The 24,804-nt window shown below is 70.5% G+C and carries 23 protein-coding genes; 10 read left to right on the forward strand and 13 right to left on the reverse strand.

Features of this window, described 5'->3' with window-relative positions:
* The 4 genes from KRR26_RS28125 to KRR26_RS28140 all read right to left on the reverse strand — a co-directional run.
* Window positions 1-1,277: type IV pilus twitching motility protein PilT (locus KRR26_RS28125; protein WP_236069276.1), on the reverse strand; the 1,277-nt coding region annotated here is incomplete at its 3' end.
* A 133-nt stretch (window positions 1,278-1,410) separates the two neighbouring features.
* Window positions 1,411-1,812 carry a 30S ribosomal protein S9 gene (gene rpsI, locus KRR26_RS28130; protein ID WP_120209344.1) on the reverse strand — a complete coding sequence of 134 codons (402 nt, stop codon included), beginning with the start codon at window positions 1,810-1,812 and terminating at the stop codon, window positions 1,411-1,413.
* A gap of 14 nt (window positions 1,813-1,826) precedes the next feature.
* Window positions 1,827-2,273 (reverse strand): 50S ribosomal protein L13, encoded by a 447-nt coding sequence (gene rplM, locus KRR26_RS28135; protein WP_120209345.1) that lies wholly within the window; start codon window positions 2,271-2,273, stop codon window positions 1,827-1,829.
* Window positions 2,274-2,479: 206 nt separating this feature from the next.
* Complete coding sequence (locus KRR26_RS28140; protein WP_120209346.1) at window positions 2,480-4,549, reverse strand: ATP-dependent helicase; 2,070 nt, start codon at window positions 4,547-4,549, stop codon at window positions 2,480-2,482.
* 127 nt (window positions 4,550-4,676) lie between these two features.
* On the opposite strand from KRR26_RS28140, the gene KRR26_RS28145 reads away from it, so the two are divergent.
* On the forward strand, window positions 4,677-5,144 hold the full coding sequence (locus KRR26_RS28145) for a hypothetical protein (RefSeq protein ID WP_199723899.1): 468 nt from the start codon (window positions 4,677-4,679) through the stop codon (window positions 5,142-5,144).
* A gap of 47 nt (window positions 5,145-5,191) precedes the next feature.
* Window positions 5,192-5,665, forward strand: coding sequence for a caib/baif family protein (locus KRR26_RS28150; protein WP_233577372.1), 474 nt, complete (start codon window positions 5,192-5,194; stop codon window positions 5,663-5,665).
* A 19-nt stretch (window positions 5,666-5,684) separates the two neighbouring features.
* Here KRR26_RS28150 and KRR26_RS28155 read toward each other — a convergent pair whose 3' ends face one another.
* Both KRR26_RS28155 and KRR26_RS28160 read right to left on the reverse strand, forming a co-directional pair.
* Window positions 5,685-6,863 (reverse strand): class I SAM-dependent rRNA methyltransferase, encoded by a 1,179-nt coding sequence (locus KRR26_RS28155; RefSeq protein ID WP_120209414.1) that lies wholly within the window; start codon window positions 6,861-6,863, stop codon window positions 5,685-5,687.
* Between the two features lie 8 nt (window positions 6,864-6,871).
* On the reverse strand, window positions 6,872-8,107 hold the full coding sequence (locus tag KRR26_RS28160) for a metallopeptidase family protein (protein ID WP_217081332.1): 1,236 nt from the start codon (window positions 8,105-8,107) through the stop codon (window positions 6,872-6,874).
* A 107-nt stretch (window positions 8,108-8,214) separates the two neighbouring features.
* Here KRR26_RS28160 and KRR26_RS28165 point away from each other — a divergent pair, with 107 nt between their 5' ends.
* Window positions 8,215-8,796, forward strand: coding sequence for a Maf family protein (locus KRR26_RS28165; protein ID WP_217081293.1), 582 nt, complete (start codon window positions 8,215-8,217; stop codon window positions 8,794-8,796).
* 5 nt (window positions 8,797-8,801) lie between these two features.
* On the opposite strand, the gene KRR26_RS28170 is transcribed toward KRR26_RS28165, so the two are convergent.
* Together KRR26_RS28170 and KRR26_RS28175 are read right to left on the reverse strand one after the other, a co-directional pair.
* Complete coding sequence (locus tag KRR26_RS28170) at window positions 8,802-9,764, reverse strand: hypothetical protein (RefSeq protein WP_217081294.1); 963 nt, start codon at window positions 9,762-9,764, stop codon at window positions 8,802-8,804.
* Between the two features lie 15 nt (window positions 9,765-9,779).
* A complete protein-coding gene (locus KRR26_RS28175; RefSeq protein WP_217081295.1) occupies window positions 9,780-10,844 on the reverse strand; it encodes a zinc ribbon domain-containing protein in 1,065 nt (354 codons plus the stop codon).
* A gap of 335 nt (window positions 10,845-11,179) precedes the next feature.
* Between KRR26_RS28175 and KRR26_RS28180 the strand changes: the two genes are divergently transcribed.
* Window positions 11,180-11,422 (forward strand): hypothetical protein, encoded by a 243-nt coding sequence (locus tag KRR26_RS28180; RefSeq protein ID WP_199723891.1) that lies wholly within the window; start codon window positions 11,180-11,182, stop codon window positions 11,420-11,422.
* 112 nt (window positions 11,423-11,534) lie between these two features.
* On the opposite strand, the gene KRR26_RS28185 is transcribed toward KRR26_RS28180, so the two are convergent.
* On the reverse strand, window positions 11,535-13,016 hold the full coding sequence (locus KRR26_RS28185; RefSeq protein ID WP_217081296.1) for a TolB-like translocation protein: 1,482 nt from the start codon (window positions 13,014-13,016) through the stop codon (window positions 11,535-11,537).
* Between the two features lie 120 nt (window positions 13,017-13,136).
* Here KRR26_RS28185 and KRR26_RS28190 point away from each other — a divergent pair, with 120 nt between their 5' ends.
* Together KRR26_RS28190 and KRR26_RS28195 are read left to right on the forward strand one after the other, a co-directional pair.
* Window positions 13,137-13,934 carry a TatD family hydrolase gene (locus KRR26_RS28190; RefSeq protein WP_217081297.1) on the forward strand — a complete coding sequence of 266 codons (798 nt, stop codon included), beginning with the start codon at window positions 13,137-13,139 and terminating at the stop codon, window positions 13,932-13,934.
* 28 nt (window positions 13,935-13,962) lie between these two features.
* Window positions 13,963-14,847, forward strand: coding sequence for a tRNA threonylcarbamoyladenosine dehydratase (locus tag KRR26_RS28195; protein ID WP_217081298.1), 885 nt, complete (start codon window positions 13,963-13,965; stop codon window positions 14,845-14,847).
* 12 nt (window positions 14,848-14,859) lie between these two features.
* Here KRR26_RS28195 and KRR26_RS28200 read toward each other — a convergent pair whose 3' ends face one another.
* Entirely contained in the window at window positions 14,860-15,825 is a 966-nt protein-coding gene (locus KRR26_RS28200) for a PD-(D/E)XK nuclease family protein (RefSeq protein WP_120209352.1), read from the reverse strand.
* Window positions 15,826-15,947: 122 nt separating this feature from the next.
* Between KRR26_RS28200 and KRR26_RS28205 the strand changes: the two genes are divergently transcribed.
* The 3 genes from KRR26_RS28205 (at window position 15,948) to KRR26_RS28215 (ending at window position 18,292) form a co-directional block, all read left to right on the forward strand.
* A complete protein-coding gene (locus tag KRR26_RS28205; RefSeq protein ID WP_120209353.1) occupies window positions 15,948-16,757 on the forward strand; it encodes an SDR family oxidoreductase in 810 nt (269 codons plus the stop codon).
* Window positions 16,754-17,935 carry an A/G-specific adenine glycosylase gene (mutY, locus tag KRR26_RS28210; protein ID WP_217081299.1) on the forward strand — a complete coding sequence of 394 codons (1,182 nt, stop codon included), beginning with the start codon at window positions 16,754-16,756 and terminating at the stop codon, window positions 17,933-17,935. Before KRR26_RS28205 ends, mutY begins: the two co-directional genes overlap by 4 nt.
* Window positions 17,936-18,073: 138 nt before the next feature.
* Entirely contained in the window at window positions 18,074-18,292 is a 219-nt protein-coding gene (locus KRR26_RS28215; RefSeq protein ID WP_120209355.1) for a DUF2934 domain-containing protein, read from the forward strand.
* A gap of 10 nt (window positions 18,293-18,302) precedes the next feature.
* Here the strand turns inward: KRR26_RS28215 and KRR26_RS28220 are convergent, their stop codons facing one another.
* Genes KRR26_RS28220 through KRR26_RS28230 form a run of 3 tightly spaced genes read right to left on the reverse strand, consistent with a single transcriptional unit; the run spans window position 18,303 to window position 23,817 of the window.
* Window positions 18,303-19,397, reverse strand: coding sequence for a uroporphyrinogen decarboxylase/cobalamine-independent methonine synthase family protein (locus KRR26_RS28220; protein WP_120209356.1), 1,095 nt, complete (start codon window positions 19,395-19,397; stop codon window positions 18,303-18,305).
* A gap of 14 nt (window positions 19,398-19,411) precedes the next feature.
* Window positions 19,412-22,927 carry a methionine synthase gene (gene metH / locus KRR26_RS28225; RefSeq protein WP_217081300.1) on the reverse strand — a complete coding sequence of 1,172 codons (3,516 nt, stop codon included), beginning with the start codon at window positions 22,925-22,927 and terminating at the stop codon, window positions 19,412-19,414.
* The gene (locus tag KRR26_RS28230) at window positions 22,924-23,817 is read right to left on the reverse strand and encodes an ArsR/SmtB family transcription factor (protein ID WP_217081301.1); all 894 of its coding nucleotides are present in this window, start codon (window positions 23,815-23,817) and stop codon (window positions 22,924-22,926) included. Before KRR26_RS28230 ends, metH begins: the two co-directional genes overlap by 4 nt.
* A gap of 98 nt (window positions 23,818-23,915) precedes the next feature.
* Between KRR26_RS28230 and KRR26_RS28235 the strand changes: the two genes are divergently transcribed.
* On the forward strand, window positions 23,916-24,791 hold the full coding sequence (locus tag KRR26_RS28235; protein WP_199723893.1) for a patatin-like phospholipase family protein: 876 nt from the start codon (window positions 23,916-23,918) through the stop codon (window positions 24,789-24,791).
* Window positions 24,792-24,804: the final 13 nt, after the last annotated feature.

Raw genomic sequence — 24,804 nt, forward strand, 5'->3', positions numbered from 1 at the left:
ACGGGGGCGCCTGGCGCGGCCACGGGCGGACGGGCCGCCGGCGGCGCTCCTGGGCGCGGGGCCTGCGCCGCGGGCGCCGTGGGGACCGGGGTCGGCACCGGAGCACCCGCGGTGGGCGCGCCCTTCTGAGCGAAGGCGGCGGAGCCCGGGATGGGCCGCGCCTCGCCGGGCTTCGCGTCGAAGTTGTCCCACTTGGAGTCGGACGTGCCGCTGATGCCAGAGAAGCGCAGCGCGAAGTCGTCCGGGTTGCTCGCCTGCCGGTGGGCCTCCTCGTAGGTCACGAGGCCCTGGCGCACCAGGCCCATCAGGGACTGGTCGAACGTCTGCATCCCGTAGGTGTCCGTGCCCTGCGCGATGGCGTCGTGGATCTCCTTCGTGCGGTCCTTGTCCTCAATCAGCTCGCGCACGCGCGCCGTGACGCGCAGCACCTCCACGGACGCCACGCGGCCCTTGCCGTCCGCGCGCGGCACGAGGCGCTGACTGACCACGCCGCGGAGCACGCTGGAGAGTTGCAGGCGCACCTGCTTCTGCTGGTGCGGCGGGAAGGCGGAGACGATGCGGTTGATGGTCTCCGTGGCGTCCAGCGTGTGCAGGGTGGACATCACCAGGTGGCCCGTCTCCGCCGCGTGGAGCGCCGTCTCGATGGTCTCGTGGTCTCGCATTTCGCCCACGAGGATGACGTCCGGGTCCTGGCGCAGCGCGCTCTTCAGCGCCTGCGAGAAGCTCATCGTGTCCACCCCGACCTCGCGCTGGTTCACCAGCGAGCGCTTGTCCCGGATGAGGAACTCGATGGGGTCCTCGATGGTCATGATGTGGCTGGTCTCGTTGGCGTTGATGTGATCGATCATCGCCGCCAGCGTGGTGGACTTGCCCGAGCCCGTGGTGCCCGTCACCAGCACCAGACCGCGCTCCTCGCCGCAGATCTTCTCCAGCACTGAAGGCAGCAGCAGGTCCTTGATGGTCATCACCTTGAACGGGATGACTCGGAGCACCACGCCCACCGTGCCGCGCTGCTGGAAGACGTTGACGCGGAAGCGCCCCAGCCCCGGCACGCCATAGGCGAGGTCCAGGTCATTGCTGACCTTGAACTTCTCCTTCTGGAACTCGTTCATGATGCCGAACGCCATCCGGGCCACTTCTTCCGGCGGCAGACGGCGTCCGTCCTTGAGCGGCACCAGCGAGCCATCCACGCGGAACATGGGCGGCAGGCCCGCCTTCAGGTGGATGTCGGAGGCACCGCCGCGCAGGGCGATCTGGAGGATTTCGTTGAGTTCCATGAGCGGGGCGGATGGTAGCAGAACGCCCTCCGCCCTCGCGACGGGGCGTGACGCACCCCAAAAAGCACAACGGCGGAGATTCCCGAGTGGGAATCTCCGCCGAGGTACGGCCTCCGAAGAGGACCGAAGCGGCTTAGCGCTTGGAGAACTGGAACCGGCGACGGGCGCCCGGCTGGCCGTACTTCTTACGCTCGACCGCGCGAGCATCGCGGGTGAGGAAGCCGGCCTTCTTCAGCGCCGGACGGAACTCCGGGTTGAAGGCGCACAGGGCGCGCGCGATGCCGTGACGGATGGCTCCGGCCTGACCGGAGAGACCGCCGCCGCGCACGTTCACCGTGACGTCGAGCTTGCCCTTCTGCTCGAGGACCTCGATGGGCTGGTTGAGCACCATCTTGGAGGTCTCGCGACCGAAGTAGTCGTTGATGTCGCGACCGTTGATGGTGACGACGCCGTTACCGGGGCGGAGCCACACGCGGGCCGTGGCCTCCTTGCGGCGGCCGGTAGCATAGAAACCGAGCTCAGGATTGACAGGCATGGACGTGGGCTCCCTTACGCCTCAACCTCGCGCGCGACCGGCTTCTGGGCAGCGTGCGGGTGGGTGTCACCGGCATAGACCTTCAGCTTCGTCATCATCTGGCGCCCCAGCGCGTTGCGCGGGAGCATGCGGCGAACCGCGTTCAGGATGATGTCCTCGGGATGACGCTGACGGAGCTTCTCCAGCGTCGTGATCTTGAGGGCGCCGGGGAAACCCGCGTGCGGGTGCCGGTAGTAGTGCTTGTCCGTCTCCTTCGTACCCGTCACCTTCACCTTGTCGGCGTTGATGACGATGACGTGATCACCCGTGTCGATGGACGGGGTGTACGTGGGCTTGTGCTTGCCCTTGAGCAGCGTGGCGATCTGGCTGGCCGCGCGGCCAAGCACCTTGTCGGACACGTCAATCACGTGCCACTGGCGCTTGATGTCCGCCGCCCTAGCGCTGTAGGTCTTCTGCGACATTTCTTGCACTCCACAAACCAACCGCGGGTCATCCACCCATCCCTCGGTAGAAGCCCGGAAAGGCCGAACCTCCTAGCGGTCGGCCGGGATCAAGTCAAGGTCGAGCCGACCTCCCCGCCCCGAATTTCGAGCCTCCCTGCCTTGAAACCCGGGAGGTCGCGGAAACAGGCGCCCGCTCGGTGCCTCCCCTGCCCTGGCCGGGGTGCCTAGGACCCGGTGCCCGGCGTGCCCGAGCCGGGCGGTGCCGGGCGCGCCTTGAAGCGCTCCTTGAGGTTGGCGAAGAAGTTCTTCTCCTTCTCGTCCGGGGGGCCTTGCCGCGGCGCGTCCATGTCCATGGTCTCCACGGCGTCCGGGGGCAGGTCCTCCAGGAAGCGCGAGGGCGTGCGAGGCACCTCCTTGCCGCGCTTCACGCGGGTGGTGGCGCGGGTGAGGTAGAGCAGTTCCTTGGCGCGGGTGATGCCCACGTAGCACAGGCGGCGCTCCTCCTCGAGGTTCTGCGCCTCGCCCTGCATGCCGCCGTGGGGCATGAGGTCCTCCTCCAGCCCGATGAAGAAGACGAGCCGGTACTCCAGCCCCTTGGAGGCATGGACCGTCATGAGGGTGACGCGGCGGTTGCCCCCGGGCACGTCCTCGTCGTCGTCCTCCTGGCGCGTGTCCAGGCTCAGCCGGTTCAGGTAGGTGAGCAGGCTGGCCTTGGGGCCCTCGCGCTTCTCGAAGTTCTCCAGCGAGGTGAGCACCTGGTCCACGCTCTTGAGCTTCTTGTCCGCGGCGGTGGCGGAGGTCGCGTGCGCGCGCGTGGCGTCGCGGAAGCCCGTCTCCTCCAAGAGCTTGCGCGTCATCTGCGCGAGGTTGCCGTGCTCGAAGGACTCGCGGTAGCGCTCGATGAGGCGCACGAACTCAATCACCTTGTCGCCCGCGCCGGGGGGCAGGTCTTCGTACTGGGTGGCCCGCCGCATCACCGACCACAACGTCACGGCCTCCTTCTGCGCGTGCCCGTGCAGCCGCTCCATCGTCACGTCGCCAATGCCGCGCGCCGGCACGTTGACGATGCGCATGAGGGAGATCTCATCCATCTTGTTCGCGATGACCTTGAAGTACGCGATGACGTCCTTCACCTCGCGCCGGTCGAAGAACTCGCTGCCGCCCACGACTTCGTAGGAGATGTTCTTCTCGCGGAGCATCTCCTCCACCGGCCGCGACTGGCCGTTGGTCCGGTAGAGCACCGCGATGTCCTCCGCCCGGTAGCCCAGCGACATGTGCTTCTGGATTTCGTACGCGACGAAGCGGGCCTCCTCCTCGTCGTTCGGGCACGCCACCAGCTTCACCTTCGCCCCGCCCCGGCGGTCGGTCCACATGCGCTTGTCCTTGCGCTCGGGGTTCTTCGAGATGACCGCGTTGGCCGCGTCCAGAATCATCGCCGACGAGCGATAGTTCTGCTCCAGGCGCACCTCCTTCGCGCCGTTGAAGTGCAGGCGATCGAAGTCGAGGATGTTGCGCACCTCGGCGCCGCGCCACGAGTAGATGCACTGGTCGTCGTCACCCACCGCGCACACGTTGCGCGTCTCGCCCGCCAGCTCCTTGAGCAGCTCTAACTGGGCGTGGTTGGTGTCCTGGAACTCGTCCACCAGCAGGTAGCGGAAGCGCTGCGTGTACTTGCGATGCAGGTCCGGGTGCTCGCGCAACAGGCGCGTGGGCAGCACCAGGAGGTCATCGAAGTCCACCGAGCCCTGGGCCTTGAGCGCCAGCTGGTAGTCCGCGAAGACCAGGTGGGTGATGAGGTCGTAGTCATCGCCCAACCCCTCGGGTTTGGGCTGGGGCGCCACGCCCGAGTTCTTCGCCTTGGAGATGAGGCCCAGCACCTTGCGCGCGTCGAAGGCGCGGTCATCGATGCGGTGCTCGCGCATGGCGCGGCGGATGATGGCGAGTTGGTCCCCCATGTCCGCGATGGCGAACTTGCGGGGCCAGCCCAGGCGGTGGATGTCCTCGCGGAGCATCTCCGCGCCGAACGCGTGGAAGGTGCACACCAGCACGCCCTGGGCGCGCGGGCCGGCCATGTGAATCAGCCGCTCCTTCATCTCCGTGGCGGCCTTGTTGGTGAAGGTGACCGCGAGGATGTTGCGGGCCAGCAGGTTGCCCGGCCGCTCGTTGAGGAGGTGGACGATGCGATGGGTGATGACGCGAGTCTTCCCGCTGCCGGCGCCCGCCAGAACCAAGAGCGGGCCATCGGTGGTCACCACCGCCTCGCGCTGCGGAGGGTTGAGCTTCGAGAGGTCCATTGCGCGCGGGCCGGGGATACCCTTTGATTCGGCCGTGCGCGACAACTTCTTGGGCCCGGCCATCGCCTTTTTGGTGCTCGTCGCGAACGCGAGCTGCCTGGACTCCCCCCGCACGCCGCCGGCCGAGCTGCCCCCCGCCGCGGTGAGCGCCGCGCCCTGCGTCTACTTCAAGCAGTTGACCCCATTCCTCCCCGAGTCACTGGAGGGCTTCGCCACGGGCCGCCTGTCCGGCTCCACCGGCAAATACGGCGAGGTGTCCGTGTCCGAGGCGGAGCGGACCTACACGCGAGGTGAGGGCCGCGAAGTGAAGGTGCGCATCGTGGACACCACCATGGGCGAGAAGATTGCCCAGGCCATCCGCGACGCGGCGGAGAAGGCGAAGGACCGCCCGACCAGCGACCCCACGGCCCCCATTCATTGGGAGGAGGCGGTGGGCTTCGTGCGCTATGACGCGGACGAGGCGTTGGCGGAGGCGAACCTGGTGGTGGGCGACCGCTATGTGGTGGCGGTCACCAGTCGGGGGTTCCCGAGCACCGTGGAGGTGCGGCGGGTGGCACGAGGAATCGACCTGGCCGGGCTCGCCCGGCTGCAATGAGAGCGCAAGGAGCATCCGTGGCGGTGAAGGACAGAGGCACTCGGCCCATGACGACCCCGGACCTGCTGGCCGAGGAGGCGGCGACGCGCGAGGGCGTGGCGGCGCTCAACAAGCGCGAGTTCCTGGACCAGTTCCAGAAGCTGTCCAAGCAGTACGCCCAGGACCCGGGCAACCCGGGCTCCTACGCCTGTGAAGGGTGTCAGCGCTGCGCCAACTGCATGTTCTGCAAGGACTGCGACAGCTGCCACCAGTGCACGCACTGCACGCGCTGCGAGCTGTGCAACAACTGCTCGCACTGCGTGGACTGCAAGAGCTGCCACGCGAGCGCCTACTGCCAGCAGAGCGAGAACTGCACGCACAGCGCCTACCTGGTGCTGTGCCGCAACATGCAGGACAGCAACTACTGCTTCGGCTGCGTGGGGCTGTCCAAGAAGGACTTCCACATCCTCAACGTCCCCTTCCCCCGTACCGAGTACTTCAAGGTCGTGGCCCGGCTGCGCAAGGAGATGGGGATGCCGTGAGGCCCGCCGCGCGCCGCGGCTACAGGGCGCGCACGTAGAGGGCCTTGAGGTACTCGGTGTCCGGCAGCCCCGCGAGCACGGGGTGGTCCAACCCCGCGCCCCGGCGCTCCAGAATCTGCACCGGCCGCTTCGCATCCGAGGCGGCCGACAGCACCATCTCCTCGAAGCCCGCGCGGTCGAGCTTGCCCGAGCACGAGCACGTGACGAGCAGCCCGTCTGGCCGCAGGCACCGGAGCGCGCGCAGGTTCAGCTCGTGGTAGGCGCGCAGCGCGGTGGCCAGCCCCTCGCGTCGCTTCGCCAGTCCGGGCGGATCCAACACGATGGTGTCGAAGCGGCGGCCCTCCTGGTCGAAGCGGCGCAGCACGTCGAACGCGTTCGCGTTCTCCACCTTCACGTTGGCGCGGCCGTTGGCCTCGGCGTTGGCCTGCGCGCGCGCGGCGGCCTTGGCGTCCTGCTCCACCGCGATGACCGAGCTGCAGTGGCGCGACAGCGCGAGCGCGAACCCGCCGTGGTAGCTGAAGCAGTCCAGGCCCTCTCCACGCGCCAGTTCGCCAGCGCGCAGGTGGTTGTCCACCTGGTCCAAGAAGGCGCCCGTCTTCATGTCGCCCAGCAGGTCCACCGAGAAGCGGTGCGGCCCCTCGTGGTACGTGAAGCGCGCGTCGCCGGTGCCGTGGAGCAGCCGGACTTCGCGGGGCAGGCTCTCGAAGTCCCGGCCCGAGGCGTCATCGCGGCACACCACGTGGCTCACGCCCGTCAGCTCCACCAGCATCCGCGCCAGCTTCTCCTTGCGCGCATCCATCCCCTCGGAGAGCGTCTGAAGCGTGAGGCCATCGCCGTACCGGTCCACGAAGAGGCCCGGCAGCACATCCGCCTCGCCGTGCACCAGGCGCAGGCCGTCTCGCCCTGGCATCACCGCGCGGCGCGCGAGCGCGGCCTCCAAGCGACGCCGGAAGAAGGCATCATCCACCGCCTCCTCGGCGGGGCTCTTGCGGGTCAGCAGCCTCAGCGCCAGCGGGGAGCGCCGCGCGTAGAGGGCCTGACCGATGGGATTGCCCTGGGGGTCCACCACGGCCACCACCGCGCCGGCGGAGTCCACCGCGGGCGGCTCGGTCAGCTCCGTGCGGTAGAGCCACGGGTTGCCACGACGCAGGGACTTGGCGCCCTTGAGACTGACTCGGGCGGTGGGAAGGGATGGCATGTGCGTGTTCACTCCAGGCCGCGCGCGGCCAGTTCCTCGTCGTCCTCGCCGCGCAGATGCCCCACCTCGTGCAGCAAAGTCACGCGAATCTGCTCGCGCAGCTCGTCTGACGTGCGCACCGCCCGCGCCAGATTGCGGCGGTACAGCACCACCGAGCGGCACGGGGTCTCCTTGCCGTCGCAGGGTTCGCTGAGGGAGGGGCCTCGGAAGAGGCCAAGAATCGTGGGGGACAGGGGCGGCTGGTTCGCCAGCAGGTCCGCGTCCGAGGGCAGCTCCTCGGTGTCTACCGGCACGCCCTTCAGGTCGCGCCGCATGTCGCTCGACAGGCCCGCCACGGCCTGCGCCACCGCCGCGCGGAAGTCCTCCTGCGAGGGCAACGGCGGCTCGGGGAAGTCCTCGGGGGACAGCTCGCGGGCCTTGTCGAAGTGTCCCTGCGCGAGCTTCCACTTGCCCTCGCGCTCCAGCAGCAGGCCCAGATGCTGGTGCACGTGCGCGGCGCGCTCCGGGTCGTCGAGCAGCGCCCCGAAGGCCTTGCGCGCCTCGGCGAAGCGGCACAGCTCGAAGAGGGCCAGGGCGCGCTCGTACTGCGCTTCGTGGTTGCCGGGCTCGCGGGCCAGCACGATGGCCGCGCGCGCGAGCGCCTCGTCCGCCTGCCCCAGGTCGTTGAAGGCCATGGCGGCCACCAGGGCCAGCTCGGGGATCAGCTCCGGCGGGGTGGAGGGCTGCGACAGGCCTCGCTCCGCGTAGAGGACGCCCAGTTCATCCCGCTCGCGGGTGGACTCCATCTGCACCGCATACAAGCGCGCCGCGCCCAGGAGCGACTCCGCGTCTCCTGGGTCGATCGCCAGCGCGCGGGCGAAGGCGAGCTGGGCCTCGGACTCGCGCCCCAATGCCGCCAGCGCCACGCCGCGCTCCGCGTGGGCCGCGGCGAGGTCCGGGTCCAACGCGGCGGCCTGCGCCGCGCAAGACAGGGCCTCCTCGTACTGGCCTCCGTCGTAGTAGTTCCGCGCCGCGTTCAAGGGCGAGCCACCGCGCGCATCGCAGACGGCCAGCGGGTGCACCTCCGCCACCGAGGCGTCCGGCGCGGAGCCCACCGCCTGCGCCGCGCTGCCCGCGTCGCGCACCGAGGACGCGGCGGGCCGCACCTCACCCGCGCCAGCGTCGGGCACGGCGGAGGCGGCCGGCTCGGTGCGCTTACAGGAGGCGAGGAGAAGGAAGAGGGCAAGCAGCCCGCGCCGCGACATGGGCCGGCAGGGTACGGCAATCCCCCCGCCCGCCGGAAGCACGGACATCCATGCCCGCCTGCACACCGGGCCCCTCGACCGCGCCGGGTGGTCTACCCTGGGCCGCCATGCGTGAGTTCCTCCTGGCGTCGACGTCCCCCTCTCGAAAGGCCCTCCTGGACGGGCTGGGCGTGCCCTATCGCGCCGAGCCGCCCGGCGTGGACGAGGCGGTCGCCGCCCACTGGTCCCCGGACGAGGCGGTGCGCCAGCTCTCCGCCCGAAAGGCTCGCGCGGTGCAGGCCCGCCACCCGAGCGCCTGGGTGCTGGGCTCGGATCAATTCGTCGTGGTGGACGGGCAGGTGCTGTCCAAGCCAGCCCATCGCGAGGCGGCGCGCCAGCAACTGCTCGCGCTCAACGGCCGCACGCACGCGCTCTACACCGGCGTGTGCCTGGTGGGCCCGAGCGGCCACCTCACCGAAGCGGTGGAGGTGGCTCGCCTCACGTTCTTCGCCGTGGCGCCCGAGGAGTTGGAGCGCTACCTCGACACGGGCGAGTGGGAGGGCTGCGCTGGCAGCTACCGGGTCGAAGGCGCGGGGCAGGCGCTGCTCGCGAGCCTGGAAGGGGACCGCACCAACGTGCAGGGCCTGCCCATGATGTCCGTGGTGCGGCTGCTGCGTCAGGCGGGCTTCACCTTCTTCGAGCCCCGCTGACAGGCTCAGCCCACCGACGACAGCTCCGCGAGAATCTCCTGGTAGGCCGCGCGGGCCTTGTCCTGCTGGTCCGCCTTGAAGCTGACCGCGGAGACCACCGGGTGGCCGCCGCCGCCATACCGCCCCGCGATGGCCGACAGGTCGTGCTGGCGCAGCTCGGGCTTCCACGGGTTCGAGCCGAGCGACACCTTGGCCCGCGACGCGCCCCGCCCCACCCACAGCGTGTAGCGCGCGTCCGGGTAGAGGTCATACGCGATGAACTTGTTGAGGCTGTCCACGCCCTCGTCCACCAAATCGAAGAAGACGACGCCGCGCTCGTAGCGGGCCTTGGCGCGCACCAGGTCCATCTGCCTGCGGTGGCGCTCCAGCAGCGGCGCGAGCGGCGCGGCGATGAGCGGCGCGGCGGCCAGCTCCGCGAGCGACTCGGACTGCATGCGGCGGATGACCTCGGGGATGAGGGTCGGGTCCTTGTTGGACTCGAGCACCGTCATGATGCGCAGCGCGGGCTCCTCCAGCGCCACCGCCATGCGCGGCGAGGGGAACTGCGCGCCGTCGATGACCTCCGCCCAGTGGATGAGGCCCGAGAGCGCCGAGCCGTCCCACCCGAAGCGCTCGCGCGCCACGTCCGCCAGGTACTTCGTGCAGCTCTTGCGGTGCGCGTCGTGGAACTTGTGGCCGCTCACATCCGCGCGGAAGTGCGCCTCGTCCCCCGGCTGCTGGAAGGCGGAGGCGTGGTGGTCGAACCACCACGTGAGCCGCGCGTCCTGGCTGTAGCGGAAGTCGACGATGGCGTTCACGTCACCGGTGAAGACCGACGGGTCGATGCCCTCGGCGCCCGGCTTGTGGTTCAGGCCCTGGTACGTGAAGGACGCGTCCGCGCGGACACGCTCCCGGTAGAAGCGGGTGAAGACCGCGGCGCTGGCGGCGCCGTCGAAGCAGTTGTCGTGGAACAGGACCTGAACGTTCATGGGGGTGGGCGCCCTTTACTGCAACGCGAGCCCCTCGCCCACCACCGCGAAGGCCGACTCGCCCTTGCCTTCCTCCTCCGACGTCGCCACCACCGCGAGCCCCACCAACCGTCCATCCGCCAACAGTCCGCAGCCCAGCGCGCCGCGCGCGCCAGAGGCCGTCCGCAGGGCGTACACCACGGACTTGCCCCCCAGCGCTCCGGGCGCGCTCCGGGAGGCGGCGCGCGGCTCGCCCTGGCCGCCCAGCGACTTGAGCAGCGCCTGGCATGCCGGAGCCAACGCATTGCCCGGCGTGCGCTGCACCCACAGCACGCCGTAGCGGCTCATCGTCTGGTCGCCAAAGGCCACGCCGCCCGCGTCGAGCGCGGCCTGCGGAATCTGAAGCCCGCCGCCCAGCCGCTCCCACGCGAGCATGTTCCAGCCGAGCGGCAGCTCCAGCGAATAGCCCAGCTCGCTCCCCACGATGCGGCGCGGGGCCTCGCGGCGCAGCGAGGCCTCCCCTTGCGCGCGCAGCAGCACGATGGCCACCAGCGTGAGCCCGCCGCCCACCCCCAGGCCCATGTGCCGGCGGATGGGCCCGGGCTCGCCGGCGATCATCCCCAGCGGCACCAGCCCCAGGAGCACGTAGGCCATGTGCACGTGTGCCAGCGGCTCATCGCGTGCCAGCCACGCCGTGGCCAGCAGTTGCACGAGCAGGCCGAGCTGCGTGAGCAGCTTCGCGGGCCCTCGGTTCACCACCAGCACCGCGGCCAGCACCACGTCCAGGCCCACCAGCCCGAACGTCCACGCGGGATCTCCCAGCGCCCCCAGCACGCCACCCGCGCGGAGGAACCACGCGCACGCCAGCAGGCCGAGCATCGCCGCCGCGGGCCAGGGATGCGCGGACACCGCGCTCGTCACGAGGTCCCCGCCAAACACCGTCTGGTCCGAGTCCTCGTCGGCCCGCAGGTCCTCCAGCCGCGCGCGGCCCACCTTCTTGTAGGCGGCGAGATGTCCGAACGGCTCGCCACACTCCGGACACGCGTCGGCGCCACGAGGGATGGGACTGTGACCGCAGTTGGGGCAGAGGGTCTTGGCCATGTCACCCACGCGTATACCGCAGCGCGGCCGCGCGACCGCAGTCGAGGTGACACAAGACCCGCCTGCCCGGGGTCAGTGCGGCCCCGGCCCGCGACGCGCGAGTTGAACGAAGCGTGGAAGTCGCTTCACGCCCTGAACGAAAGAACGCCACGGAACGAGGAAGCCCACGACAGCACCGGAGAAGCCGGCGCGGACCGCCTCCGACAATTCCATCACTCTCGGCCGGGAACCCACGGCTCTCCAGAAGTCACGGACCCGTCATTTCTGGCACCTCGCCTGCATATGTCAGACCCCAGGTGTACTCACCCGCGTGGCACGGCGTGGTGGGAGGAACCATGGCGAAGCAAGCGACGGACAAGGGCCGGAAGGTGCGCAGGCAGGGGCGGCGGGTGATGCCCGCGCTCCGGCGAGGCGCGCGCCGCGCCCGGGCGAAGGCGGAGCGCGGCCCGCTGACGTTGGGAGAAGTCATCGCGGCGGCATTTGAAACGTCCGCCGGTGAACTCGGCGAGGTGCTGGCGCTCGTCACCTCGCCGCAGATGACGCGGGCCCTGGGCCGGCGCATCGTGCTGGAGAGCTGAGACCGTCCGACATCCGTGTCACACGGTCCGCTCCGCGAGACGAAAGCCCGCGTTCCCCCAAGGGAGCGCGGGCTTCGCCCTGTCTGGGGCACAGGGGCCCCGCGCGCTTGGGCTAGCGGGGCTGCCAGCGCGGCCGGTGGTCGTCGCCCTTGGCCGTTTGGATGCCGGTGGGCTGCGCGTGGATGATGGCCGTCCCCACGGGGCTGGCGTCCGCGGGATTGAGTTGCTGGACGTAGAGCTTCCCGCCCGCGACGTACGCGAGGAACCGGCCGTCCGGTGAGAACGCGGGCAGCGTGCCGCCGGGGACCAGGGCCTTCTCATCCCCCACGGGCGCGCCCGACGCGTCGATGCGCCGCACGAAGATGATGTTGGCCTCGCGCGTGCCGCACAGCGTGGCGCCCGAGTTGCCGCACAAGAGCGGCGAGCCGCCGGTGGGGTTGGCGAAGTAGGCGCGCACATACGCGGCCCAGGTGCCATCTGGCGACCACGTGGGATACGCGACGAAGGAGTCCACCGAGCCCCCCGTGACGGCCTCGCTGGTCATCGCGGCGATGAGCGTCGCGGTGCCGCCGGCGGCGGGCAGCGTGTACAGCTCCTCGTTGAAGAGCGCGGGTGAGCCCGTCTTCGCCTTGAGGAACAGCAGCTCCGTGTTGGTGCGGTTGTAGTACGGCTCCGTGCCACCCGCGCCTCCACTGACGGGCGCCGCGGCGCCGCCGATGGACGACGCGACAATCCCATCCGCGCCCGTGCTGTATGCGTAGTCCACGCCGTTGGGGGCCCAGGCCAGCAGCACGCCGTTGGGGCTCGCGCTCACGAGCGTGCCGCCATCCGGCGGCAGCAGCTTGATGCCCGAGATGGTGTTGCCCGACTTCTGGGACCAGCCGATGTACCGGGACGGCTCCCACTCCATGTAGACGAAGTCCGCCGTGCCCGCCGTGGTGCCGTCCGTCACTTCCTTGGAGCCGCCCAGCGAGGGCGACACAGGGCGCGTCATGAGCTTCACGCTGCTGACGCCCTCGCTGCCCTCGGCGAACGCGACCGACGCGCCGCTCTTGCTCCAGCGCGGGTAGCGGCTGGGCGCGGAGGAGGACTCGCTCAGTTCGACCACCGGAGCCTGGGCGTCGTCGCTGCGCACGGCGACGGCGTGCGTCTGGCCACCGCCACCGGTCGCCACCGTGACGGCCAGGTAGAGCGCCTGACAGGTGGAGGGCGTTCCCTCGCAGCGCAGCCCGGGCTTGCAGTCATCGGAGACGCCGCACACGCCGCCCTTGCCCACGGTCATGCCGCCGTCCGACACCGGCCCCGCGTCGGGAGTCCCCGAGTCCTCGTTGCCCGCGTCTGGGGTCCCCGAGTCCTCGCCCGCGTCGGTGTCCCCTCCATCCCCCGGGTTCGTGCCCGCATCGAACTGGGCGGGCGCGGGGAGATTGCGCAGTTCGCACTTGTGGTTATCCAGGTTGCACTCCCACGTCTGGCCCGTGGGCGCGGCCCCCTTGTCCCGACAGTCGAACTCGTCACGACACTCCTTGCTGTCACACCCCGCAGCCACCACCCACAGCGCACCGCACAACGCGCCGACCACGACTCGTTTGGTCATAAGGCCCTCCGCAATCCAAGGGCGCGCGTATAGCGTTCCATCCATGCGACGTATCGGGTTTGGATGACCCGCCCTCGCCACCTGTTCCTGATTGAACGGGCCCCTCTGAAACGGTGCTCAATGATAGACACCCACTGCCACCTGGATGCCGCCCGCTTCGATGCGGACCGAGCCGACGTCGTGCGTCGGGCGTGGGCCGCGGGGCTCGAGGGACTCCTCATCCCCGCGGTGGGCCCGAGCACGTGGGAGCCCCTGCTCGAGCTGCCGCGGAAAGACGCGCGCATCCAGGTGGGCTTGGGCATCCATCCCCAGCTCCTCCCGGACCTGCCCGCGGAAGAGGACGGCGCGCACCTGGAGCGGCTCGACGCGCTGCTCGGACAAGGGGGCGCGGCGGCGGTGGGCGAGTGCGGACTCGATGGTCCTTCGCAGGCAGGCGCGCCGCTGGAGCGACAGCTGGCGGTGCTCCGAGGACACCTCGCGCTGGCGCGAAAGCACCACCTGCCGGTGCTAATGCACTGTCACCGCCTGCACCCCGCGCTCATCGACCTGTTCAAGAGCGAGCCCTTGCCCGAAGCCGGCATCCTGATGCACAGCTACAGCGGCGGCGCGGAGCTGGCGCGCTTCTACATCCAGAAGGGCTGCCACTTCTCCTTCGCCGGCCCCGTCACCTGGGCCGAGGCGCGCAAGCCGCTGGACGCCCTGCGCGTGATTCCCCCCGAGCGGTTGATGGCGGAGACGGACGCGCCGGACCAGGCGCCCACGCCACATCGGGGGGCGCGCTCGGAGCCCGCCTACCTGCCTCGCATCATCGAGGGCATGGCCCAGGCCCTGGGAGTGCCCGCCGACGTGCTCGCCCAGCGAACGACCGAGAACGCGCGCCGATTGTTCCGGGAAGCTTTCCCCCCGGCTTCGCGGTAGGCGAGCGGTCGCGTTATAGAGGACCGCCATGAATTCGCAGCCCGCTCCGCTCCCCCCGTCCGACGCCTCGTCGCACCCTTCCGCTCCGGCCCCGGTGGAGCCCTCCCTCGCGAAGCCGTTCAAGCTCTCGCGCCGCTTCGACCGCACGGCGCGGTTGCTCGGCGACGGCGCCATGGAGCGGCTGGCCAACGCGCACGTGGTCGTCTTCGGCCTGGGCGGCGTGGGCAGCTTCACCGCCGAGGGGCTGGTGCGCAGCGGCGTGGGCCGGCTGACCCTCGTGGACCATGACGACGTCTGCGTCACCAACACCAACCGCCAGCTCCACGCGACCGTGAGGGCGGTGGGCAAGTCCAAGGCCGAGCTGATGGCGCAGCGCTGCCGGGAGATCAATCCCGAGGCGAAGGTGGAGGCCCTGCGCGAGTTCTACCGCGACGAGCTGGCGGAGACGCTGCTGCCCCCCGGCCGCTATGACTTCGTGGTGGATGCCATCGACAACGTGAAGGCGAAGCTCCACCTGCTGCATCGGTGCGTCACGCTCGGCATTCCGGTGGTCAGCTCCATGGGCGCCGCGGGACGCCTGGACCCCACGGCCATCCGCGTGGAGGACCTGTCCGAGACGCACATGGATCCGTTCGCCAAGGACATCCGCAAGCTGCTCAAGCGCAAGTACGGCGTGGAGACGGAGCGTCACACCGGCATCACCGCCGTGTACTCCATCGAGGCGCGCCGCCAGCCCGTGGCCCTTCAGTACGACGACGCCTCGGATGGCTTCCTGTGCGTGTGCCCGCAGGACAACGAGTTCCACACGTGCGACCACCGCACCCAGATTGACGGCAGCGTGGCCTTCGTCACCTCCGCGTTCGGCATGAACGCCGCGGGCGTGGTGGTGCGGCGGCTGGCGTCGGCGCGGTAGGCCACTTTGCGCTCAGGCCACCTCGGCCCGAGCGCGCGCCACCGCCGCCTCGCGACCACACGGGCGGCGGAACACGCAGCGCGCGCAGGCGTTCAAGTCCTCGGTGGGCACGAACGCCTCCGCGTCCTTCGGGGTGTTCGTCGCGGGGTCCTTCAGCAGCGCGCGCATGCTCGCCACGCTGGTGGCGAAGTGTTCGCGGAAGGAGTCCAGCGCGGCCGGATCCACCGTCACGTCCTTCTCCACACCCTCGTTCAAGTACACGAGCGACGCGCGCACCTTCTCCACGGGGAAGCGGTAGCGCTGCGCCACGTAGAGCGCGTAGCCCAGCACCTGCTCCTCGTAGCCGTCGCGGTACTTGCCCGTCTTCCAATCCACCACCACGGGCGCGCCATCGTCGTCCACGTAGGCGAAGTCCGGGATGGCGAAGACCTTCAGCCCATCCAACGAGAAGTGGGCGAAGTCGTAGCCCGCATCCACCTCCAACCACTGCGCGGGCTTGAGCGCCTGCGAGATGCGCGGCCACCGCGACGCGAAGAACCAGGACAGCGCCGAGCGCACCGTCTCGAAGTTCTGCTTCCACGTCTCGTCCGTGACGGGCTCGGCGTACTCGTGCTCCACCAGACCGGTGAACTGCTTGCGGTACTTCTGCGTCCAGTACGCCTTGCCGCGCGAGTGGCGGAAGTCGTCCTGCATGAGCTTGCGTGCCCGAGCCTCCACCGCCGCCGGGTCCACCGCGCGCCCGGCCCGCCAGTCCAGCAGCACGTCCTTGAGGGTCTCGTGCACCACGCTGCCCGCCCACGTGAAGCGGTTGGCGAGCTTCTTCAAGACGTACAGCTCCCGCACGTCCTTCGCGGCGTCCGGTTCCCACCCACCCCAGGAGCGGTAGTAGTAGAGGTAGTAGGCCCGGAGGCACTCGGAGAACTTCTCGTGGCGGCTCTTGGACCAGGAGAAGTCGTTGCTGAGAGGGGGACGCCGCATGGAAGCGGCGCATCCTAGGCGGTCGCTCGCTCCACCAGAAGCGGAACGAGCGGGACGCCGCCTCCTCGGAGGCCGAGGAAAGACGCCGAGCGTAGGGAACCACACGGGTATGGTGCGCGCCGATGAAAATCCCACCCTTCAGGGAACGGACCGTCCTCGTCACGGGCGCCTCCAGCGGCATCGGTCGCGCGGCGGCGCGGGCCTTCGCGGCGGCCGGCGCGAACGTGGTGCTCGCCGCGCGCCGTGAGTCCGCGCTCCAGGACGCGGCCCGTGAAGTGGAGGCGCTCGGCGTGCGCGCCCTGCCCGTGCCCTGCGACGTCACGCGCGCCGAGGACGTGGAGCGACTCCTGCGTGAGACGGACGCGGCGTTCGGTGGGCTGGACCTGCTCGTCAACAACGCGGGCATCGGGTTGTACGGGCCGTTGGAGGCCATCTCCGAGGCGCAGCTCCGCGAGGTGTTCGAGGTGAACGTCTTCGCCCTGTGGCGGGTGACGCGCGCCGCCCTGCCGCTGCTGCGCCGCAGGAAGGGCGCGCAGGTGATGAACGTCAGCTCGGTGCTGGGGCACCGGGGTCTGCCGCTCCTGGGCGGCTACTGCGCGTCCAAGGCCGCGGTGAACGCGATGACCGAGTCCTTGCGCACGGAGCTGGCCTCCGAGGGCATCCGCGTGCTGCTCGTCTCCCCGGGCCTCACCGAGAGCGAGTTCCGCGAGCATCGCCGGAACGCCGAGGGCTGGGCCCAGGACGCCATTCCGCTTCGAGCCATGCCCGCCGAGGCCGTGGCGCAGGCCATGCTGCGCGCCGCCCTGCGCGGACGCCGGGACACCGTGCTCACCCTCCCCGGCCGCGCGATGGTGCTCGCGAATCGCTTCGTGCCCGGCCTGTTCGACCTCGTCGCCCGCCGCACCGCCAACCCTCGGAAGAAGTCGTCATGAGTCCGCGCCCGCGCACCTCCCCCGTCCTCCCCACCGTCAGCCCCGAGCGACACGCCGCGCTGCGCGGCCCGCTCCTGAACTGGTACGACCACGGCAAGCGAGACCTGCCGTGGCGCCGCACGCGGGATCCGTACGCCATCTGGCTGAGCGAGGTGATGCTCCAACAGACGCAGGTCTCCACGGTGATTCCCTACTGGGAGCGCTTCCTCGCGAGGTTCCCCACGGTGGGCGCGCTGGCCTCGGCGCCACTGGATGACGTGCTCTCGGGCTGGAAGGGGCTCGGGTACTACTCGCGCGCGCGCAACCTGCACCGCGCCGCGCAGGAGGTCGTCTCGCGCTTCCAAGGGCGACTGCCCGCCACGGCCGCCGAGTTGCTCACGCTGCCCGGCTTCGGGCGCTACACCGCCGGCGCGGTGGCCTCCATTGCCTTCGGTGAGGAGGCGCCGCTGGTGGACGGCAACGTGGCCCGCGTGCTCTCGCGCCTCTTCGAGGTGGAAGGACTCCCTGGAGACCGCGCGCGCGAGGCCACGCTCTGGGCTCTGGCTGGGGCACTGGTGAAGGGCGAGCGCCCCGGGGACTTCAATCAAGCGCTCATGGAGCACGGAGCCACGGTGTGTCGCCCGGAGTCTCCGCTGTGTCTGCTGTGCCCGGTGCGCGCGGGGTGCCTCGCGTACGCCAAGGGGCGCGTGGACGAGCTGCCTCCCGCCAAGGTGCGCGCCGCGCCCAAGAAGCTGGAGCTGGCCCTGGCGGTCTGGCCACGCGAGGGCAAGCTCCTCTTCGCGCGCCGCGCGGAGGAAGGCCTCTTCGGCGGCCTGTGGGAGCTGCCCACCACCGAAGTGGCCGAGGACACGACCGACGCAGTGGCCCTTGGGCAGCTCGCCTCCGCGCTGGGCACACCGGACCTGAAGCTCGTGGGCGCGCTGGGGAACGTGCGACGCCAGCTCACGCACCGCGCGCTCACGCTGCGACTGTTGCGCGTGGCGGGCCCTGTGCTGCCCCGCCAGGCGAAGTCCTTCCAAGAGCTGCGCTGGTGCACGCCGCAGGAGGCAGAAGCGCTCGGCATGAGCACCGCCATGCAGCGCGCCCTGGAGTCCGTCATCGCTCAAGACGTGCTCGCAGCGGCCACCCCCACCGCCCCAGCACAGACACGGAAGCGCCGCCCCCGCGCGAGTCCCTGAGTCCGCGCGCTCGGGTGTCCACCGCTCGACACGACACGACGGCTCTTGTCGCGCCGACAACCCCCGGGACATGGGGGCGCTTTGTCAGGACGCGCGCTCGACGAAAGCTCCCCGCGCCCTCAATGCAGGAGAGCGACCATGGCCCGCCACAGCGCCCAGAAGCCGACCAGCCCCCCGCCCCCGACACCGCACGAGCGGCCCCAGGAGAACACCGCGGCGGGCTCACGCGAGCAGCCCACTCACGAGCGCATCGCCCGCCGCGCCTATGAAATCTTCCTCGCGCGCGGCAGCGCCCCCGGTTGCCCGGAACAAGACTGGTTCCAGGCCGAGCGCGAGCTGCGCCTCGGCCGCCACTGACGCAAGCGACTCAGTGAGGATGGGGCACGGCGCGGAGCGCGGGGCGCTCGGCCTCCAGCGCGCCCTTGAGTCGCCGCTGGGCATCCCGTAGCTCGGAGAGGATGCGCTCCGCATCGCCCACCGAGCGCATGGCCAGGCCGCACGCGGGCGTCAGCAACACCGTGGAGAGCACCTGCGAGAACGCGTGCCCCCGAGGCAGCGCCGCCTTGAGCGACGCCTCCACCGAGTCCACCAACTCCGGCACGGCATACGACGACGCCAGGTCCGTGGGCACGATGCCCAGGCTCAGCGTGGCCCCCGCCGCGAGGAAGCGCTCCAGCGCGGCCTGCTCCTCCACCATCGCGTCCAACGACAGGCGCACATCCAAGGACAAGAGGTCCGGCTGCACATCCAGGAGCGCGGCCCAGTCCGTGTTGCCGCAGCAGTGCAGCCCCACCAACGCGCCCTCGCGCTGCAACGCCACCACCAGGAGCTTCAGCTCCTGCAACGCCAGCAGGTGCCGCGGGTTCGTGCGCTCCAGGGCGTACAGGCCCGGCTCGTCCAGGAAGAACAGGGGCGTGGTGTTGGTGCGCCGGAGCGCCTTCACCATCGCGAGCGCCCGCGCCATCACCAGCCGGAACATCGCCGCGTCCAACCCCGGAACATCCAGCGTCGAGGTGCCCGTGCTGGCACGCGCCACCGAGCGCACCGTGAACGGGCCCGCGAGCTGGGCCTTCGCGAAGGCCAGCTTCCGGTGCTCCACCTCCCACAGGAAGGGGCGCCACGCGCGGCACGCGTCCGGGGACGGCTCGTAGGACTCCAGCGCGCCCGCCGCGAGCGCCGCGTCCAGCCGCGCCTCGAACGCCTCGCGCCCGGCCTCCCAGGCGGAGAGGTCCACCGTGCACAGGCCCTCATCGTCGAAGCGAAGGCCCGGCAGTCCCTCCAGGGCCGCGGGAATCATCAGCTCCGAGGGATGGCCCACCGGGAGCTGCGGCAGGAAGGGGATGTCCAGGGCCAACGCGGCCTGGAGCCCCAGCTCCACCTGGGTATGCGGGAGGCTGCCGATGCCCGTGGTGGCGCAGGCGGGCAGCAACTGGACAGCACGGCGGATGGTCGGCGCGCTCATGGCCCGGACTCTATCTAGCCCACGGAGAAGTACGAGGCCCCGGGATGATGGAAGACGAGCGCGGACACCGACGCCTCCGGCTCCATCATGCAGCCGTCGGTGAGCCGCACGCCGATCTCCTCCGGCCGCAGCGCCTGGAACAGCTTGGACTGGTCCTCCAGCCGCGGACACGCCGGGTATCCGAACGAATAGCGCTTGCCCGTGTACTCCGCGCGGAAGCGCTCCACCATCGTCATGTCCGCGCGGTCCGGGAAGCCCCACATGCTGCGCAGCTGCGTGTGCAGGAGTTCGGCGTAGCCCTCGGCCGTCTCCAGCGCGAGCGCCTGCACGGCGTGCATCTTGAGGAACTCACCCTTCGCCTTCAGCTCCTCGGACAGCTCGCGGATGCCCGAGCCCGCCGTGGTGACGAACATGCCCAGGTGGTCCACCGGCGCGCCGCGCTCCAGCGGCTTCACGTAGTCCGCCAGACACAGGCCGTTCTCCTTGTCCTGGCGAGGGAAGTCGAAGGACACCACGGGCTCGCCGGTGCGCCCGTCGAACAGGTGCACGCGGTCCCCCTCGCTGCCCGCCTTGAAGAACTGGAACACCGAGCGCGCCTGCATGACGCCGCCGCGCAGCATCGCCTTGAGTTCCTCCACCGCCTCCTTCAGCGCGAGCGCCTTGCGGCCCTCCTCCGTCTTCGCCAGCTCCGCCTCCTGCGGCGTGCCCAGCGCGCGAGACGACGTGCGCAGGCCCAGGTGGCGCCCGTACAGCATGACGGGGTTGATGAACTTCCAGATGTGATCCAACGGCGTGTTCGTCAGCACGTGCCGCTCGTGGTCCGGCGGCGCGGGCACCGTCTCCAGGACAGGCACCTCCGCGCTGCGGCCTCGGCGCGCGGTGGCGGTGGGCGCCGGGCGCTCCTTCACCTCCTGCGCGAGCCGCGCGCGGCGCTCGGCCAGCTCTCCGCGCAGCTTCGCGTGCGAGCCCGGGTCGACAATCTGCTTGGCCAGCTCCAGTCCGTTCATCGCGTCTTGCGCATAGGCCACCGTGCCCGCGCCGTAAGCCGGAGCGATGTTGCGGTCCACGAAGTTGCGGCTCAGCGCCGCGCCGCCCACCAGGATGGGGACCTCCACGCCCGCGCGCTTGAGGTCCTCGGCCGTGGACACCATCTGGTGCGCGCTCTTCACCAACAAGCCCGACAGTCCGACGATGTCCGGCCGATGCTCGCGCACCGCCTGCACGAGCTGCTCGGGCGGGACCTTGATGCCCAGGTTCACGACGTGGAAGCCGTTGTTGGCGAGGATGATCTCCACCAGGTTCTTCCCGATGTCGTGCACGTCGCCCTTCACCGTGGCGAGCACGATCTTCCCGCGCAGCGCCGCCTGGGCCTTGCTCATGTGCGGCTCCAGGTGGCTCACCGCGGCCTTCATCGACTCGGCGCTCTGGAGCACCTCCGCGACGATGAGCTCGTTCGCCGCGAACAGGCGCCCCACCTCATCCATGCCCTTCATCAGCGGGCCGTTGATGATCTCCAGCGGCGCGTACTTCTGCATCGCCAGGTCCAGGTCCGCGAGGAGGCCGTCACGCGTGCCCTCGATGATGTAGCGCTGGAGCCGCTCCTCCAGCGGCAGGCTGCTCACCTGCGCGCGCGCGGGCTTGCGCTCGCGGAAGTGCGCCGCGAAGGGCGTCACGGGGTCCGTGCCCCGGTTGTACAGGAGGTCCTCGGCCAGCCGGCGCTCCTCCTCGGGCAGCGACGCGTAGCGCTCCAGCTTCTCCGAGTTGACGAGCGCCATGTCCAGGCCCGCCTGCACGCAGTGGTACAGGAACACGGAGTTGAGCACCTCGCGGCCCGCGGTGGGCAGACCGAAGGACACGTTGCTGATGCCCAGCACGGTGCGGCTGCGCGGGAAGCGCTGCTTGATGAGGCGCACCCCCTCGATGGTCTCCACGCCGCTGCCCGTGTACTGCGCGTCGCCCGAGGCGCACGGGAAGACGAGCGGGTCGAAGTACAGGTCCTCCTCGCGCATGCCGTACTTCTTCGTCAGCAGCTCCATGGAGCGCTCGGCCACCGCCAGCTTGCGCTCGCGCGTGACGGCCATGCCCACCTCGTCGATGCAGCCCACCACCAAGGCCGCGCCGAAGCGCCGCGCCAGGGGCACGACCTTCTCGAAGCGCTCCTCGCCGTCCTCCAGGTTGACCGAGTTGATGATGGCCTTGCCCTGGCTGTACGTGAGCGCCATCTCGATGACGCGCTCGTCCGTCGAGTCGATCATCAAGGGCACGCGCACCTTCTTGACGACCACCTCCAGGAAGCGGCGCATGTCCTCCAACTCGTCGCGGTCCGGGTTCGCCAGGCAGATGTCGATGACCTGCGCGCCCCGCTTCACCTGCGCGCGGGCAATCTCGGACGCGTCATCCAGCGCGCCCGCGACGATGAGTTCCTTGAACTTCTTGCTGCCGATGACGTTGGTGCGCTCGCCCACGATGAGCGGGCGCTGCTCGTCCACCACTTCCAGGTAGTCCACGCCGGACAGCGTGGAGCGTCGCGGGGCCGCATGGTTCCGGGGCTTCACGCCCTTCACCGCGTCAGCCAGGGCGCGCACGTGGCCCGCGTGGGTGCCGCAACAGCCGCCCACCACGTTGAGCCAGCCCTGCTCACAGAAGCGCCGGAGCGAGCGGGAGATCATCTCCGGCGTCTCCAGATACTGGCCGTTCTCGTCCGGCAGGCCCGCGTTGGGCACGCACGACACGGGGAACGCGCTCATGCCCGACAGCGAGCGCAGGTGGTCCGTCATGAAGTCCGGACCCGTGGCGCAGTTGAGCCCCAGGTACAACAGCTCCGAGTGCTCCAGCGACGTGGCCAGGCTCTCCACGGACTGCCCCGCGAGCATGGTGCCCATGGGCTCGATGGTCCCGGACACCGCCACGGGCAGCGCGTAGCCCAGCTTCCGGAACGCGCGCTCGCAGCCCTGGAGCGCCGCCTTGACGTTGCGCGTGTCCTGCGCCGTCTCCACCAGCAGGTAGTCCGCGCCGCCCAGCGCCAGCCCCTCCGCCTGCACGGCGAAGTTGTCCACCAACTCCTCGAACGTGACGCCGCCCGTGACGCTGATGGCCTTGGTGGTGGGGCCGATGGAGCCCGCCACCCAGCGCATGCGCCCGTCCCTCGCCTCGGCCGCGGCGGCGGCCTGACGCGCCAGCTTCGCGGACGCGATGTTGATGTCGAGCGCCTTGTGGCCGAGCCCGAACTCGGCCAGCACCAGCGGCGTGCCGCCGAAGCTGTCCGTCTCCGTCACGTCCGCGCCCGCGGCGAAGTACTCGGCGTGGATGGACTCGATGATGTCCGGGCGCGTGAGCACGAGGTTCTCGTTGCAGCCCTCGTAGTCCGGCCCGCCGAAGTCCGCGGCCTTCAGGGTGTGCCCCTGGAGCAGCGTGCCCATGGCGCCATCGAGCACGAGGATGCGCTCGCGCATGGCCGCGCGCAGGGCCTCCACGCGGCGGCCGTTCTCTCCCGGCGGGGGCGGCAGGGGGGTGGCATGCGGGCTCGTCATGGCTTGACTCCGGTCAGCAAGAAGACGCGAAACGGGCTCGCCCCATCGCGGGCGTGCGTCTCGCGGGAAAACGACGTGAAGCCCGCTTCGGACAGCGCGGACTCGAGGAACTCGGGCGCGAAGCCCAGGTGCCGGTGGCCCAGCCGCTCGAGCACCCAGCGCTCGTCGTGCGGCATCAGCTCCAACACCACCACCCTGCCCCCCGGCTTCAGGATGCGCGCCGCCTCCGACAGCACCGAGGCGGGCGACTCCACGTGGTGCAGGCTCTGCGAAATCACCACCAGGTCCATGCTCCCGTCCGACAGCGACAGGCGATGCAGGTCCTCGAGCAAGAAGGTGATGTTGGCGCGGCCCTCGCGCTGGGCCCGCTCGCGCGCCTGCGTGAGCGCCTCGGCGTTCTGGTCGATGGCCCACACGTGCCGCGCCCACCGCGCCGTCGCCACGCTCAGCGGCCCCGAGCCACAGCCGAAGTCCGCCACGTCCAGCGGCGGCAGCAGCGACGCCAGCGCGCCCGCCCACAGGAACCACGACTGGCCCGGCTCCAAGAGCCGCTCGTTGAGCGCCTGCCGGTCCTCGCGCGCGCGCAAGAGGTCCTTCAGCCGTGCCGAGTCCCCCGCCGCATCCTCCGCCTCGCGCGCCAACCGGATGAGCGGCCAGCGCGAGTCCGCGGACTCCAGCGCCAGCGAGTAGTAGCTGAACCCCGCCTGCCGCTCCTCGCGGATGAGCCCCAGCCCGCGCAGCTTGCCCAGGTGGTGCGACACCGACGACTGCGCCACCCCCACCAGCGACACCAGCTCCGTCACGTTCAGCGGCGCCTCGGCCACCAGCCGCAGGATTCGCAGCCGCGTCGAGTCACCCAGCACGCGGAAGGATTGGGAAAGCTCGTCCATATCGCCGCATCAACATATGTCGATATCGTGACTCCGCGCCAGTCGTACCTCAACGCGACGCGTTGCCAGGAGGGCAACAGTTCCGTAAAAATCCGCTCATGCCGCCTCCCACCCTGCATTCCCTCCTCGAAGGTAAGCGCTTCGGGCTCGTGCTATCCGCCGGATATTTCGGCTTTTACGGGCACGCTGGCTTCCTCAAGGGGCTGGCGGGGGCGGGGCTGAAGCCGCACGCGTACGCGGGCACGTCCGCCGGAGGCATGGTGGCGGCCTACGCGGCGGCGGGCACCTCGGTGCAGGGCATCGAGGAGCTGGTGCTGAGCCAGACGCGCGCGAACTTCTGGGACCCTGACCCCCTGGGCGCGGTGATGAACGGGGTGGCCGCGGGCCACGGCCTCACGGGGCTGCTCAAGGGCGAGCGCTTCCGCCGCCTGCTGGAGTCCACCCTCCCGGCGCGCACCTTCGAGGAGCTGCCGCACCCGCTGCTGCTCGTGGCCGCCAACCTCACCCACGGCACGCACGACGTCTTCACCACCGGCGAGCTGGCCCCGCGCGTCCACGCCACGTGCGCGTACCCGGGCCTGTTCCGCGCGGTGCCGCTGGACGGCAACCTCTACTGGGACGGCGGGCTCGTGGAGAAGGCGCCGGCGCTGGCGCTGCACGAGAGCGCCATCGGCCCGGAGCTGGATGCCATCCTGGTGCACTTCCTGCCCAGCCACACGCGCAAGGTGGTGGGCGGCCCCATGGCCTACGCCCAGGGCATCGCGGCGGGCTCGGCGGCGCTGCGGCGCGACCACTTCCGCCTCCAGCTCACCGTGCTGGGCCAGCGCCAGGTGCCCGTCTACGTCGTCGTCTCCAACCTGCCGCCCGTCACGCCCACCACCATGGAGCGCGGCTTCGACGCGTTGGACCAAGCCCGCCTGTCCGCGGAGCGCGCCCTGGCGCGCCCGCCCGTGCCGTTCGAGCAGGCCCGCTAGCCCTGGCCGGCGC

Origin of the sequence: Citreicoccus inhibens, assembly GCF_019039035.1 — a bacterium.
GTDB lineage: Bacteria > Myxococcota > Myxococcia > Myxococcales > Myxococcaceae > Citreicoccus > Citreicoccus inhibens.

Bases quoted from the DNA above. Each gene is read 5' to 3' on its own strand.
- rpsI (WP_120209344.1), bottom strand. From the start codon at position 1,812: ATGCCTGTCAATCCTGAGCTCGGTTTCTATGCTACCGGCCGCCGCAAG.
- rplM (WP_120209345.1), bottom strand. From the start codon at position 2,273: ATGTCGCAGAAGACCTACAGCGCTAGGGCGGCGGACATCAAGCGCCAG.
- KRR26_RS28140 (WP_120209346.1), bottom strand. From the start codon at position 4,549: ATGGACCTCTCGAAGCTCAACCCTCCGCAGCGCGAGGCGGTGGTGACC.
- KRR26_RS28150 (WP_233577372.1), top strand. From the start codon at position 5,192: ATGACGACCCCGGACCTGCTGGCCGAGGAGGCGGCGACGCGCGAGGGC.
- KRR26_RS28155 (WP_120209414.1), bottom strand. From the start codon at position 6,863: ATGCCATCCCTTCCCACCGCCCGAGTCAGTCTCAAGGGCGCCAAGTCC.
- KRR26_RS28160 (WP_217081332.1), bottom strand. From the start codon at position 8,107: ATGTCGCGGCGCGGGCTGCTTGCCCTCTTCCTTCTCCTCGCCTCCTGT.
- KRR26_RS28165 (WP_217081293.1), top strand. From the start codon at position 8,215: ATGCGTGAGTTCCTCCTGGCGTCGACGTCCCCCTCTCGAAAGGCCCTC.
- KRR26_RS28170 (WP_217081294.1), bottom strand. From the start codon at position 9,764: ATGAACGTTCAGGTCCTGTTCCACGACAACTGCTTCGACGGCGCCGCC.
- KRR26_RS28175 (WP_217081295.1), bottom strand. From the start codon at position 10,844: ATGGCCAAGACCCTCTGCCCCAACTGCGGTCACAGTCCCATCCCTCGT.
- KRR26_RS28180 (WP_199723891.1), top strand. From the start codon at position 11,180: ATGGCGAAGCAAGCGACGGACAAGGGCCGGAAGGTGCGCAGGCAGGGG.
- KRR26_RS28185 (WP_217081296.1), bottom strand. From the start codon at position 13,016: ATGACCAAACGAGTCGTGGTCGGCGCGTTGTGCGGTGCGCTGTGGGTG.
- KRR26_RS28190 (WP_217081297.1), top strand. From the start codon at position 13,137: ATGATAGACACCCACTGCCACCTGGATGCCGCCCGCTTCGATGCGGAC.
- KRR26_RS28195 (WP_217081298.1), top strand. From the start codon at position 13,963: ATGAATTCGCAGCCCGCTCCGCTCCCCCCGTCCGACGCCTCGTCGCAC.
- KRR26_RS28200 (WP_120209352.1), bottom strand. From the start codon at position 15,825: ATGCGGCGTCCCCCTCTCAGCAACGACTTCTCCTGGTCCAAGAGCCGC.
- KRR26_RS28205 (WP_120209353.1), top strand. From the start codon at position 15,948: ATGAAAATCCCACCCTTCAGGGAACGGACCGTCCTCGTCACGGGCGCC.
- mutY (WP_217081299.1), top strand. From the start codon at position 16,754: ATGAGTCCGCGCCCGCGCACCTCCCCCGTCCTCCCCACCGTCAGCCCC.
- KRR26_RS28215 (WP_120209355.1), top strand. From the start codon at position 18,074: ATGGCCCGCCACAGCGCCCAGAAGCCGACCAGCCCCCCGCCCCCGACA.
- KRR26_RS28220 (WP_120209356.1), bottom strand. From the start codon at position 19,397: ATGAGCGCGCCGACCATCCGCCGTGCTGTCCAGTTGCTGCCCGCCTGC.
- metH (WP_217081300.1), bottom strand. From the start codon at position 22,927: ATGACGAGCCCGCATGCCACCCCCCTGCCGCCCCCGCCGGGAGAGAAC.
- KRR26_RS28230 (WP_217081301.1), bottom strand. From the start codon at position 23,817: ATGGACGAGCTTTCCCAATCCTTCCGCGTGCTGGGTGACTCGACGCGG.
- KRR26_RS28235 (WP_199723893.1), top strand. From the start codon at position 23,916: ATGCCGCCTCCCACCCTGCATTCCCTCCTCGAAGGTAAGCGCTTCGGG.